Genomic DNA, 12,153 nt, shown 5'->3' on the forward strand with positions numbered 1-12,153 from the left:
GCAGCTCATGCCACATGACAAATGGATTTCATTAGGCACTCGCCGACATCTGGCACAATGTGACAGAAAGGTTTCGAAGGAGTGACGCGCGTGGGGCTAAGGGAGCTCAAGAAGGAGAAAACGCGGCTCGCCCTGCTGGACGCCGCGCTCGATCTGTTCCTCGAACAAGGGTACGACTCGACCACGGTGGATCAGATAGCGGGGGCCGTCGACGTCTCGCCGAGGACGTTCTTCCGCTACTTCACCAGCAAGGACCACCTCGTCCACTGGTACCACGACCAGGGTGAGGAGACGATGCTGGAGGCGCTGGCCGCCGGCGCTCCGGGCGAGCCCCCCTTCGCGTCCATGACCCGCGCCGTGCGCGCCCTGCTGCGGGACATGAAGGGCGCAACGCCGGCGGACACCGAAAGGTTCCTCAAGCTGAGGCGGCTCATGGAGGCCAATCCCCAGCTGGCCGACCACGCGATCGGCCGCTCCATCGAGACCGAGCGCCGCCTGGTCGGGGCGATCGCCGCGCTCAGGGGCGTGGACCCCGTCACCGATCCGCTCTCCCACCTGATCGTGACGTTCGCCATGGCGGCCATGCGGGTCGGCTTCGAATGCCCGGCCCACCAGGAAGGACTCCAGGAGATGGTACGCCGCATCGAGGAGACCCTCCAGCTCGTGGAGCGCTCGCTCCGGCCCGGCTGGGACGCCTAGTTCATCGTGGGATCGTCCGGGCAGGTCGCCACGAACGCCAGCTCCCCCGGCTGCCGCCGCAGCACGTGGCGCCACAGCGCCCCGGGATCGGTGTGAAAAGTGTCACCCACCTCCGAGTCGACGATGTACCACGCCCCCTCGGCGATCTCGCTCTCCAACTGCCCCGCCGTCCAGCCCGCGTAGCCGGCGAAGATGCGCATCTGCGCGATCTCCCCCTGCAGGATCTCCGGCGGCGCGTCCAGATCGACCGTGCCCAGCCGGGACACGGCGGCCGTGCCCGAGTGCAGCCTGCGCCAGCCCAGCGGCTCCTCGCCGCTGGGCACCGCGGCCAGCGCCAGCGCGCTGTCGGTCTGTACGGGCCCGCCCTCGAAGAGCACCGGGGGCCCGGTCACCAGCGGATCCCACACCGGCAGGACCTGGGTCACCGAGATCTCGCTCGGCCGATTGAGTACCACGCCGAGCGTGCCGCCGCCTAGATCGTGCTCAAGGATCAGGACGACGCTACGCCGGAAGTTGGGATCGTCGAGAAGCGGCGTCGCCACCAACAACCCGCCGACGTAGATCGCCTCCGCCATACCTCCATCATGAAGGGTCAACCGGACTTCCCGCTCCCCCAGACGGCCGATGTTACTTTCTGTAGTCATATGGGCACTGTAGATATCAAAGATCGTCACATCGGCACGCTCGGGAGGAGCCATGCGCATCGGAGCCCGTCTCGCCCTGGCCGCCGTGCCGCTGAGCATGACCCTCCTTCTGCCGGCCGCCGCCTGGGCCTGGCCCGACTCCGGCTCCGGCGACCCGTTCACGATGACGACCTACAAGGTCTCCTGCCGCTCCAGCACCGTACGCGTCACCCTGCGCAACCAGACCCGCCAGCTCGCCCGTTTCGACCTGCGCGCCGACTCCTCCTCAGTGGCGACAGGCTCGATCCCCGCCCGCAAGACCATCACCAGGCACGTCAAGGTCCGGTCCGGCAGCAGCGTCGAGATCGAGGCGTACTCCGTCAATCCGCCCCACGCCGACACCCTGATCGACTCCACCCGGGTGCGCAACGACTGCCCCTGGGGTCACCACCACGACCGCCTGCCCTTCACCGGGCCTCCCGTCGACCTGATGGCCAAGCTCGCCACCGCGGGCGGCCTGGTCCTCACCGGCGGCATCGTGTGGTGGTACGGCTCCCTGTGGCCGCGCTCAGGCCGCCCGTCGCTCGACGATCATCTGGTCCGGCTCAGCCGGCCGCGCCACTGACGAAGGCGCCGGCCCTGGCTGCGGCCAGCGCCCGGGAGGCCGCCCGCTCGGCGACGACCTCGTCCACCGGCTCCCTGGTGACCACCAGCCGGTAGTACAGGGGCGCCGAGACGGCCCGGATCAGCTCCGGCCCGTCCGTGCCCTCGGGCAGCTCCCCCCGGTCCACCGCCGCGTCCACGGCCCTGGCCCATTCGGCGACCCGGCGGGTGTAGAAGGCCCGCAGGGCGGTGGCCGCCTCCTCGTCGCAGGTCGCCGCCGCTATGACCGCCTGGAAGGTGGCGCCGAGGCGCGGGTCGGTGATGGCGCCCAGGACGCTGAGCGCGTTGGCCCGCAGGTCGCCGTCGATGCCGCCGGTGTCCGGCGGTGGGGAGGACTGCTCGGCCAGCTCGGTCATGAGGTCGGTGACCAGCCGGGCGGTGGTGCCCCAGCGGCGGTAGACGGTGGTCTTCCCCACCCCTGCCCGAGCGGCCACCTGGTCCATGCTGAGCCCGTCGAACCCACGCTCGACCAGCTCGTCCTGGGTCGCCTGGAGCACGGCCGCGCGCACTTTCGCCGTACGACCACCGGGGCGGACCGTCCCAGCCAAACGGGACTCTTGTTCCATTAACTCTCCTTACGTGCTAACGTCACCGCCATCTTAACGGAACGAATTGCCCATTAGGGGGACGGTGTGACCGTACTCAGTGATCGAACGGCTCGGATGAGCGCCCGCCAACGACTGATTCTCCTGCTGCTGCTCGGCTCGCAGTTCATGCTCGCCGTCGACTTCTCCATCCTGAACGTCGCGCTGCCGGTGATCGGCTCGGGCCTGGGCTTCGAGCTGGCCGACCTGCAATGGGTGGCCACCACGTTCGCGCTGGCCGCCGCCGGGTTCACGCTGCTGTTCGGGCGGATCGCCGACCTGTTCGGGCGGCGCCGGCTGTTCCTCGCCGGGATGGCGCTGCTCGGCCTGTCCTCGCTGGCCGGCGGCCTCGCCACCTCACCCACCATGCTGCTCGTCGCCCGCGTCGCCCAGGGCCTGGCCACGGCCATCGTCACGCCCGCCGGCCTGTCGCTGCTGACCACCTCGTTCCCGGAAGGACCGCTGCGGGCCAGGGCGCTCGGGCTGAACGGCGCGCTGATGTCGGCCGGCTTCACCTCCGGCGCGATCCTCGGCGGCCTGCTGACCGAGCTGCTGAGCTGGCGCTGGGCCTTCTTCGTCAACGTGCCCGTGGCCCTGGCCGTGCTCGCCGCGGCGCCCCTGGTCCTGACCGAGAGCCGGCCCGCGCAGCGGCCGAAGATGGACCTGCCCGGCGCCGTGACGGTGACCGGCGGCCTGCTCGCCCTGGTCTTCGGGCTCACCCGGGCCGGGGAGCACGGGTTCGCCGACCCGGTCGCGCTCGGCGCGCTGGCCGCCGGAGCGGTGCTGCTGGTCGCGTTCTGGTTCGTCGAGCGGCGGGCCGCCTCGCCGCTGGTGCCGGTGACCATCCTGGCCAGGCCCAGCGTCAAGTGGGGCAACCTCGCGGGCCTGGTCGCGTTCGCCACCGAGACCTCGCTGGTCTTTCTCCTGACGCTCTACCTGCAGAAGGTCCTCGGCTACTCGGCGCTGGCCACCGGCCTGTCGTTCGGCGTGCTCGGGATCGGCACCGTGCTCGGCGGCGTCATCGCCCCGCGCGTGCTGGCCAGGACCGGCACCGGCAGGGCCATGACCGTCGCCTTCGCCGTGCAGGCCGCCGCCACCGCGTCCCTGGCCCTGCTCGGCGCCGGATCCGGCTGGATCTGGCTGCTGCTGGTGGCCACCTTCGTCGGCGGGGTGGGCAACATGGTGGCGATCGTCGCCTTCATGATCACGGCCACCTCCGGCCTGCCCGACTCCGAGCAGGGCCTGGCCACCGGCCTGGCCACGATGACCCAGCAGGTGGGCATCACCCTGGGCATCCCGATCATGAGCGCCGTGGTGACCGCCGCCATGGGCACCGTGCTCCAGGGCGTGATCGTGGCCGTCCTGGTCAACGCGGCCCTCACCCTCACAGGGGTCCTCATCCGGGCTCGGCCCCGGGACGACCACCGCCCGATCGGGCCGGGCGATGGCGCCGGGACTACGCCTCGGTGAAGCCGCGGGCGCGGCCGCCGGCCGACTCGCGCACCGCCGCCGCGACCGCGGAGGCCACGTCGGGGTGGAAGACGCTGGGAATGATGTAGTTGGGGCCCAGCTCCTCCGGCGTGACGACGGCGGCGAGCGCGCCGGCCGCGGCCAGGAGCATCTCCGAGGTGACGACGTTGGCCTGGGCGTCCAGCAGACCTCGGAACACCCCGGGGAACGCCAGCACGTTGTTGATCTGGTTGGGGTAGTCGGAGCGGCCGGTGGCGACCACCGCGGCGTACTCGCGGGCGTCGTCGGGCGAGACCTCGGGCTCCGGGTTGGCCAGCGCGAAGACGACCGCGCCCGGGGCCATGGCGGCGATGTCGTCACCGGTCAGGATGCCGGGCGCCGAGACGCCCACGAACACGTCGGCGCCCTTGACCGCGCCGCGCAGGTCGCCGGAGTAGCCCTCGGCGTTGGTGTGCTCGGCGATCCACCGCAGCGACTCGTCGAGGTCGTCGCGCTCCCTGTGGACGGCGCCGAGGTAGTCGCAGACCACCACGTTGCGGGCGCCGGCCGCCAGCAGCAGCCGCAGCACGGCGTTGCCCGCCGCACCCGCGCCCGCCATGGTGATCTTGACGTCCTCGATCTTCTTGTCGACCACGCGCAGCGCGTTGGTCATCGCCGCGACCACGCAGATGGCCGTGCCGTGCTGGTCGTCGTGGAAGACCGGGATGTCGAGCAGCTCGCGCAGCCGCCGCTCCACCTCGAAGCAGCGCGGCGCGCCGATGTCCTCCAGGTTGATGCCGCCGAAGCCGGGCGCGATGATCTGCACCGTGCGCACGATCTCGTCCACGTCCTGCGTGTCGAGGCAGATCGGCCAGGCGTCGATGCCGGCGAACCGTTTGAACAGCGCCGCCTTGCCCTCCATGACCGGCAGCGCTGCCTCCGGGCCGATGTTGCCCAGCCCGAGCACGGCCGAGCCGTCGGTGACCACGGCCACGCTGTTGCGCTTGATGGTCAGCCGGCGGGCGTCCTCCTTGTTGCGGGCGATCGCCATCGACACCCGCGCGACGCCCGGCGTGTAGGCCATGGAGAGGTCGTCGCGGTTGCGCAGCGGCACCTTCGACTTCATCTCGATCTTGCCGCCGAGGTGCATGAGGAACGTGCGGTCGGAGACCTTGTGGATGACGACGCCCTCGACGGCCTCGAGCTGGTCCACGATGGCCTGGGCGTGATCGGTGTCACGGGCCGCGCACGTCACGTCGATGCGGAGCTTCTCGTGGCCGGCGTTGGTGACGTCGAGAGCGGTGACCACCCCGCCGGCCGACTCTACGGCGTGAGTGAGCTGGCTGACGGCCTTGCCGCCTGCCGGCACCTCAAGCCGCACGGTAATGGAGTACGACACACTGGGGACGGTCGCCACGTCAATCGCTCCTTCGCGCCTGACCAAGAAGTCCTCCCATGGTAGGGGTCTTCTGGTCATCCCAGCGCCTCAGCGGCGGACGCGATCAGATCGACGCAGGTCGTCACGGGGATGGCCGTACTGTCGAGCACCAGGTGATAGAGCGAGATGTCGGCCGGATCCCGCCGGTAGAAGTGGCGGACGTAGGCGGTGCGCGCCCGGTCGTTGTCCTCGATGACCTTGCGCGCCTCGCGCTCGGTCAGCCCGCTGAGCGTGGCCGTCTGCCTGATCCGGCGCGCCACCGGGGCGTCCAGCCTGACGTGCAGGGCGCCGGGATGGTCGGCGAGCACGACCGCCCCGCCCCTGCCCAGGAAGACGCCCCCCTGGGAGCGGGCGGTCTCCGTCAGGATCCGCTCGGTATGGCGGACGAACTCCTCCGGCGCGTGCGGCAGCGCGCCGGGAACGTACATGTCGACCCCGCCGAAGGTGACGGTCGGCAGCCGCATCGCGCTGGACAGCAGCCTGCCGAGGCCGTGCTCGGCCCGGTCGTCATGGGCCAGCGCCTCCTCAAGGGTGCAGCCCAGCTCCTGGGCGACGGCACTGGCGATGGCGCGGTCGACGAAGGGCACACCCAGGCTCTCCGCCACGGCCGGGCCGATGTGGCCGCCGGCCGTGCCGTACGTCGCGGAGATCGTGACGACCCGCATACATCCAGGTTAGAACAGTGCGCTCGACAAAGCTCTACGCGCTCTGGACAGAGATGGGTCCTCGTTGGGAAGAGCCTCGAACAGCCCCAGCAGGTGGCGCCTGGCCTTGTCACGATCGTCGCCCGAGGTGCGCTTGACCACCGCGATGATCCGGTCGAAGGCCTCGTCCACCGAGCCGGACAGCATCTCCAGGTCGGCCGCCAGGAGCTGCGCGTCGAGGTCGGCGGGGTCCTGCAGACGCCGCTGGACGTCGGCGGGGTCGGCGTCGGCCGTCCGCCTGATCAGGCTGACGCCGGCCAGGCCCATCTTGGCGTCCTCATTGCCCGGCGCGCGGGCCAGCAGCCGCTCGTAGGCCGCCGCGGCCGCGTCGAGGTCGCCCTCCTCGATGGCCTGCTCGGCCGCCACCAGGTCGGGGTCGGCCGGCGGCTCCTGCGGCCCCTCCGCCGCCTCCTCCTGACCGGCGGCCGGGGGTCTGGCGTCGGGGTTGGCCTGGTAGAACTGCTCGACCGCGCCCATCAGCTCGTCGAGCCAGCGGCTCACCTCCTGCTCGGGCAGCACCTGCTGGAAGCCGGTGACGGCCTGCCCCTGGAAGATGGCCAGCACGGTCGGCACCGCCTGCACCCGCAGCGCCTGCGCGATCTGCGGGCTGGCGTCGACGTTGATCTTGGCGAGCACCGCCCGGCCGCCCATCCCGCCGACCACCTTCTCCAGCACGGGGCTGAGCTGGGCGCTGCCGGGAGCCCGGGGCGAGTAGAGGTCGAGGATGACGGGCAGGGTCATCGAGCGATCGATGACGTCGGTCGAGAACGTCTCCTCGGTCACGTCGACGACCGCGGCCGACGACGCCGCCTGTGGACCCGTGGCCTCCCGTCGGGCCTGCGCGTCCAGTGCCTGCTTGCGCGCGCCCAGATCAATGGCTCCGTAGAGCGATCCGGGCCTAGAGAAGTCCGCCATGCTCCTCATCTTGCCGCATGGCGGAACCTGAGAAGTCACCCGCCGCCACCCGCAGCGTGCGCAACTGGTCGAACATGCCCCGCAACGCGTCCTCGTCGTACATGGACAGGCCGAAGTCCGCCGCCATCAGATCGGCGGTCGCGCGCCGTACGACGTCACGACCGGCTTCGGTGATCTCAGCGAGCACGCCACGCCCGTCCCGGGGATTGGGCATGCGCCGGACCAGGCCGGATCTCTCCAGCCTGTCAACGGTGTTCGTGACGCTGGTCGGGTGCACCATCAGCCGCTCCCCGATTTTCCAAAGCGGCAGCGCCCCCGTGCGACTGAAGGTCAACAGCACCAACGCCTCGTATCTGGCGAAGGTCAAGTCGTAGGGCTTCAGGAGCGAGTCAAGTTGCGACAGCAGGATCTGATGCGCTCTCATGATCGACGTGACGGCGGCCATGGCAGAAGAGGGGCCGAAGTGAACGCGCCAGGTCTCCGCGGCTCGGTCGATGGGATCGAACGGCAGATTGAGCGGCTTGTGCTGCGACACAGCGCTACCGTAGCGCGCTGCTCGTCCAGGTTCGTGCGCTTACGGAGAGCCATCGGATTCTCCGCTTGGCCAAGAATCCGGGCGTCAATCATCACGCTCAGTTATGGTTCTCGCATCGAATGGTGACGGAGAAGCCAAGTCCATCAGCCGTGGGGACGGCTGGACTCGGCGTTTCCGCCTCGCCGACGGGGCACGGGGGGTGCTTGGTGAACTTCAACGGGAAAACGGGTGCGTGAGCACACGGGCGTTTCACGCGAGGAGCTGAAGCAGAGCGCGGCGGTCACGGTCGCCGTGCTCCTCGCTCTCGGCCTGGCCGCGGCGTGGAGCGTCCTGATCCCTGGCGTCGACGCCTGGGAGAACATCGTGGCGGCGGTCATCGGATCGCTCCGGCTGACCGGGCCGGTCGCCGCCGCGTTCGCCGCCTGGGTGGCCCTGCGCAAGCGCAGGGCGCTGCGCGACCGCCCGCTGACGACCTGGAAGGCGTTGAAGGCGCCGCTGGCCATCATGCTGGTGGTGCTGGGCTCGTTCGCCGCCACCGTGCTGGTGCTGGCCGTCAAGACCGTGCTCACCGAGCAGGCGGGCCGGCTGAGCCTGTCCGGCCTCGGCATGGGCATGGCCGGGCTGGCGCTCTACTCCGTGATCGGCTGGGTGGCCGGCTGGTCGCTGCCGAGCGCGGTCACCCCGCCGCTCGCCGGGATCGCCTGCTACGGGCTGTTCAGCTGGCTGGCCGACGGCGAGGGCTGGGCCGACAGGCTGGCTCCCGGCACGGGCGAGCCGTACGACCTCTTCCAGGGGTTGAGCGGGACGATCTTCCTCGACCAGATCATCTGGCTGCTCGGCGTCACGGGCGCCCTGCTGCTCGGCTGGGCCGCGCTGGTGACCAGGCAGGCGCTGGTGCTGGCCTGCGCGCTGCTGGCCGTGCTGGCGGCGGGCACGGGCGTGGCGCGGGTGCTGGCCGAGCCGAGGCCGGCGGCGGCGCAGGAGATCGCCTACAGCTGCCAGGAATGGCCCATCACGGTTTGCGTGCATCCCGGTATGCGGGCGGGGCTGACGGAGCTCGGGGCGGCCTTCACCGAGATCGCCTCGCGGCTGGCGGAGACGCCCGCGGCGTTCACCCGGGTCGAGCAGCGCCCGCTCGACGACCCGCTCAAGCCGTCCAGCGGGCTGGCGCCCATCCACCTGCCGGACCTGTCGGCGGGCTTCGCCGACGAGGCCGCGCACGAGTACATCGACTCGCTGGCGGCCAGGTGCGCCGGCAGCGCCGCCGACAGCTACCGGGAGATCGTGATGGCCTGGCTGCGCGGCGAGCCGCTGCCGGGCGGGCCGCTGCTGGAGCACGAGTACGCGGCGGCCTGGTTCTCCGGGCTCAACGAGCACCAGCGCCGCGAGTGGCTGCGCATGTTCTTCAGCGACTTCCAGGCGTGCAAGCTGTCCAGCACCCACTTCGGCGGCGGCCCCGCGGGAGCGGCCTCGCAGCCGGCCTCACCGGCCGCCACGCAGGTGCACGAGGAGAGCGCTCCTCAGGTCTACCCCGTCTATCCGGACCCCAGCGACCAGCCCTCCGCAGATTGGGGACCGAATATGTCACCTCATGGCTGGCAATGATGATCGCCTTTCGGGTAGTCAGACACCATGACGACTTCCGAGACGGCGGACCCCGCAGTGGCTCCACGGCGCCGCCGCAGGTGGCGATATCTCGCGGCCTTGCTGGTCGCGGTGGTCCTGCTCGTGGTGGGCGGCCGCCTGGCCTGGACCTGGCTCAATCCCATGGGCGAGCAGACCATCGACCGCAGCCAGCCGGTCCTGCTGGAGTCCATCAAGGACCTGAGCCGGTTCGTGGGCGCGACGGGCAGCTTCCAGGTGGTGGTGGACCTGGAGAAGGACGCCAACTTCCTGCCGGACGCGATCAAGGGCACCCGCACGCTGTTCGTCGGCGCGGGCGGCGTGGACGCCTACACCGACTTCTCACGCCTCGGCAAGGACGCGGTGACGGTGTCGGAGGACCGCACCCAGGCGACCGTACGCCTGCCGCGCGCTCAGCTCGAGAAGCCCAGCCTGAACAACTCGCGCTCGTACGTCTTCGCCCAGCAGCGCGGGCTGTTCGACCGGGTGCAGGACTTCCTGTCGACCTCCCCGGGCGACCAGCGGGAGCTCTACCTGCTGGCGGAGAAGAAGATCAGCGAGGCGGCCGTCTCCAGCGACCTGCGCGCCCGCGCCGACGCCAACACCAAGACGATGCTGGAAGGGATGCTCAAGTCCCTCGGGTTCAGCAAGGTGACGGTGAAGTTCGCCGACGAGACGTGAGCGTCCTAGTGCCCTTCTCCCCTGCCTAGGCACCTCCTCAGACGTCCGCCCCCGCGCAGATAAGGCATCCGCCCGATGTGCCGGGGCGGGCCTTAGGACGAGTCTTGAGCGTGCAGGCAGAGAAGAACCCACAGCACAGGAGCTTTCGATGAACGCCGAGTTCGAGTACACCGTCATGCAGAACCACGCGCAGGAGCTGCGCGAGGCGGCCGCCGAGCACCGCCGGGTGCGCGAGGCGCTGAAGGCCCGCAAGGCCGAGCGCGGGCACCGGTCGCTGTTCGCCCGTCTCCTGTCCTCATGACCGCCGCAAGAACGCCCGGCCGCACCCTCCCTCGCGGCCGGGCGCATCATCCTCCCTAGCCCTTACGCGGCTCCCCAGCCCGGGACGTGGCTTCCCCAGCCGCGTACGCGGATTTTCCCTAGTTCGGCACGCGGATGACGAGCGCGTCGCCCTGGCCGCCGCCGCCGCACAGCCCGGCCGCGCCGAGGCCGCCGCCGCGCCGCTTGAGCTCGTGCGCGAGGCTGAGCACGATGCGCGCGCCCGAGGCCCCGATCGGGTGGCCGAGCGCGATGCCGCCGCCGTTGACGTTCACGATGTCCATCGGTACGCCGAGCTCCTTGACCGACTGGATCACCACGCTGGCGAACGCCTCGTTGATCTCCACCAGGTCCAGGTCGGCAGGGGTCCGCCCCTGCTTGGCCAGGGCCTGCTTGATCGCATTGGCCGGCTGCGACTGCAGAGAGGCGTCGGGGCCGGCGACGTTGCCGTGGCGGCCGATCTCCGCCAGCCACGGCAGGCCGAGCTCCTCGGCCTTCGCCCTGGACATGACCACCACCGCGCAGGCGCCGTCGGAGATCTGCGAGGCCGAGCCGGCCGTGATCGTGCCGTCGGCGGCGAAGGCGGGCCGCAGCCGGGCCAGCGTCTCCGCCGTGGTGTCGCCGCGCACGCCCTCGTCCTCCTTGACGACCACCGGCTCGCCGCGGCGCTGCGGGATCTCCACCGGCACGATCTCGGACTCGAACGCGCCGTTCTTGGCGGCGGCCGCCGCGAGCTGGTGGGAGCGGGCCGACACCGCGTCCTGTTCCTCGCGGCCGATGCCCAGGCGGGCGTTGTAGCGCTCGGTCGACTCGCCCATCGCGCACTGGTCGAAGGCGCAGTACAGGCCGTCGTGGGCCATCGAGTCGATCACGTCCGCGCCACCGTACTTGACCCCCTTGCGCAGGCCCGGCAGCAGGTGGGGGGCGTTCGTCATCGACTCCATGCCGCCCGCGACCACGATGTCGAACTCGCCCGCGCGGATGAGCTGGTCGGCCAGGGCGATGGCGTCCAGGCCCGACAGGCAGACCTTGTTGATCGTGATCGACGGGACGGTCATCGGGATGCCGGCCTTGACCGCCGCCTGGCGGGAGGGGATCTGGCCCGCCCCTGCCTGGAGCACCTGGCCCATGATCACGTACTGGACGTCCTCGGGAGCCACCCCGGCACGCTCCAGGGCGGCTTTGATGGCGATTCCGCCGAGCTCCACCGCGGGCAGGCCGGACAGGGCGCCGAGCAGTTTGCCGATGGGCGTGCGCGCCCCGGCGACGATGACAGAACCGGACACCGGATCGGACATGGCGGGGCCTCCTGGGCTTCGCGTGGGGTTCTTTGACACGATACCCAGGAGCAGCACGTTGTTCGCTATGGAGGTAGGCCACACATGTTCATGCGCATCGACCACATCGGAATCGCCTGCCATGACCTCGAGGCGAAGATCAAGCTGTTCTCCGAGACGTTCGAGCTGACCGTGGTGGCCCGCGAGACCAACGAGGAGCAGGGCGTCAAGGAGGCCATGCTGCGCATCTCCGACGGCGAAGGTGGGGGCTCCTACATTCAGCTTCTCGAACCGTTGTCGCCCGATTCCCCTGTGGGAAAATTCCTGGCCAGGCGGGGGGAGGGAGTCCACCACGTGGCTTTCGGGGTTCCTGATGTGGCCGAGGCGATGGATAAGATCGGTGCAAAGGGCGTGAGACTGCTCGACGAGCGTCCCCGGCATGGCTCGATGGGTTCGGAAATCGCGTTTCTCCACCCCAAAGACCTAGGAGGAACGCTCACGGAGCTGGTTCAAGCGGCCAAGCCCTCGCAAACGCAAGAATCGTTCATTAGTAACTAGTTACGCAGAAACCCGGACGGGGCTTCGAACGCGGCAAGGGCGGAGTACGCTGGCCTTCCACCGGACAAGGAGCCTGCCGCATGGCA

The 12,153-nt window shown here is 70.3% G+C and carries 14 protein-coding genes; 7 read left to right on the forward strand and 7 right to left on the reverse strand.

The window, feature by feature from the left end; genetic code table 11:
• The first annotated feature begins 90 nt into the window (after window positions 1-90).
• Complete coding sequence (locus tag ACIBQX_RS29845; RefSeq protein ID WP_397010226.1) at window positions 91-699, forward strand: TetR family transcriptional regulator; 609 nt, start codon at window positions 91-93, stop codon at window positions 697-699.
• Here ACIBQX_RS29845 and ACIBQX_RS29850 read toward each other — a convergent pair.
• Entirely contained in the window at window positions 696-1,274 is a 579-nt protein-coding gene (locus ACIBQX_RS29850) for a YqgE/AlgH family protein (RefSeq protein WP_397010228.1), read from the reverse strand. The genes ACIBQX_RS29845 and ACIBQX_RS29850 overlap by 4 nt on opposite strands.
• A 121-nt stretch (window positions 1,275-1,395) precedes the next feature.
• Between ACIBQX_RS29850 and ACIBQX_RS29855 the strand changes: the two genes are divergently transcribed.
• Window positions 1,396-1,947: a hypothetical protein gene (locus ACIBQX_RS29855; protein ID WP_397010230.1), complete on the forward strand. Its 552-nt coding sequence runs from the start codon at window positions 1,396-1,398 to the stop codon at window positions 1,945-1,947.
• Here ACIBQX_RS29855 and ACIBQX_RS29860 read toward each other — a convergent pair.
• Window positions 1,928-2,551: a TetR/AcrR family transcriptional regulator gene (locus ACIBQX_RS29860; protein ID WP_397010232.1), complete on the reverse strand. Its 624-nt coding sequence runs from the start codon at window positions 2,549-2,551 to the stop codon at window positions 1,928-1,930. The two genes, ACIBQX_RS29855 and ACIBQX_RS29860, sit on opposite strands and share 20 nt — an antisense overlap.
• Before the next feature lie 66 nt (window positions 2,552-2,617).
• On the opposite strand from ACIBQX_RS29860, the gene ACIBQX_RS29865 reads away from it, so the two are divergent.
• Window positions 2,618-4,039 carry an MFS transporter gene (locus tag ACIBQX_RS29865; protein WP_397010234.1) on the forward strand — a complete coding sequence of 474 codons (1,422 nt, stop codon included), beginning with the start codon at window positions 2,618-2,620 and terminating at the stop codon, window positions 4,037-4,039.
• Here the strand turns inward: ACIBQX_RS29865 and ACIBQX_RS29870 are convergent.
• From ACIBQX_RS29870 to ACIBQX_RS29885, 4 genes are read right to left on the reverse strand one after another with little or no spacing between them, the layout of a single operon-like run.
• On the reverse strand, window positions 4,026-5,435 hold the full coding sequence (locus ACIBQX_RS29870; protein WP_397010236.1) for an NAD-dependent malic enzyme: 1,410 nt from the start codon (window positions 5,433-5,435) through the stop codon (window positions 4,026-4,028). The two genes, ACIBQX_RS29865 and ACIBQX_RS29870, sit on opposite strands and share 14 nt — an antisense overlap.
• Window positions 5,436-5,491: 56 nt before the next feature.
• Window positions 5,492-6,121 (reverse strand): AAA family ATPase, encoded by a 630-nt coding sequence (locus tag ACIBQX_RS29875; protein ID WP_397010238.1) that lies wholly within the window; start codon window positions 6,119-6,121, stop codon window positions 5,492-5,494.
• Between the two features lie 9 nt (window positions 6,122-6,130).
• A complete protein-coding gene (locus tag ACIBQX_RS29880) occupies window positions 6,131-7,075 on the reverse strand; it encodes a tetratricopeptide repeat protein (protein WP_397010240.1) in 945 nt (314 codons plus the stop codon).
• The gene (locus ACIBQX_RS29885) at window positions 7,059-7,610 is read right to left on the reverse strand and encodes a MarR family winged helix-turn-helix transcriptional regulator (RefSeq protein ID WP_397010242.1); all 552 of its coding nucleotides are present in this window, start codon (window positions 7,608-7,610) and stop codon (window positions 7,059-7,061) included. The genes ACIBQX_RS29880 and ACIBQX_RS29885 overlap by 17 nt, the downstream gene beginning before the upstream one ends.
• A 228-nt stretch (window positions 7,611-7,838) precedes the next feature.
• Here ACIBQX_RS29885 and ACIBQX_RS29890 point away from each other — a divergent pair, with 228 nt between their 5' ends.
• The 3 genes from ACIBQX_RS29890 to ACIBQX_RS29900 all read left to right on the forward strand — a co-directional run bounded on the left by ACIBQX_RS29890 (window position 7,839) and on the right by ACIBQX_RS29900 (window position 10,215).
• Window positions 7,839-9,215, forward strand: a complete 1,377-nt coding sequence (locus ACIBQX_RS29890) for a hypothetical protein (RefSeq protein ID WP_397010244.1) — start codon at window positions 7,839-7,841, stop codon at window positions 9,213-9,215.
• A 27-nt stretch (window positions 9,216-9,242) separates the two neighbouring features.
• On the forward strand, window positions 9,243-9,914 hold the full coding sequence (locus ACIBQX_RS29895) for a DUF4230 domain-containing protein (protein ID WP_397010246.1): 672 nt from the start codon (window positions 9,243-9,245) through the stop codon (window positions 9,912-9,914).
• A gap of 148 nt (window positions 9,915-10,062) precedes the next feature.
• On the forward strand, window positions 10,063-10,215 hold the full coding sequence (locus ACIBQX_RS29900) for a hypothetical protein (protein WP_397010248.1): 153 nt from the start codon (window positions 10,063-10,065) through the stop codon (window positions 10,213-10,215).
• Between the two features lie 118 nt (window positions 10,216-10,333).
• Here the strand turns inward: ACIBQX_RS29900 and ACIBQX_RS29905 are convergent, their stop codons facing one another.
• Window positions 10,334-11,518: an acetyl-CoA C-acetyltransferase gene (locus ACIBQX_RS29905; protein ID WP_397010736.1), complete on the reverse strand. Its 1,185-nt coding sequence runs from the start codon at window positions 11,516-11,518 to the stop codon at window positions 10,334-10,336.
• Window positions 11,519-11,614: 96 nt separating this feature from the next.
• Between ACIBQX_RS29905 and mce the strand changes: the two genes are divergently transcribed.
• Entirely contained in the window at window positions 11,615-12,067 is a 453-nt protein-coding gene (mce, locus tag ACIBQX_RS29910; RefSeq protein ID WP_397010250.1) for a methylmalonyl-CoA epimerase, read from the forward strand.
• The last annotated feature ends 86 nt before the right edge of the window (window positions 12,068-12,153 follow it).

This window comes from Nonomuraea sp. NPDC049714 (assembly GCF_044465295.1).
GTDB lineage: Bacteria > Actinomycetota > Actinomycetes > Streptosporangiales > Streptosporangiaceae > Nonomuraea.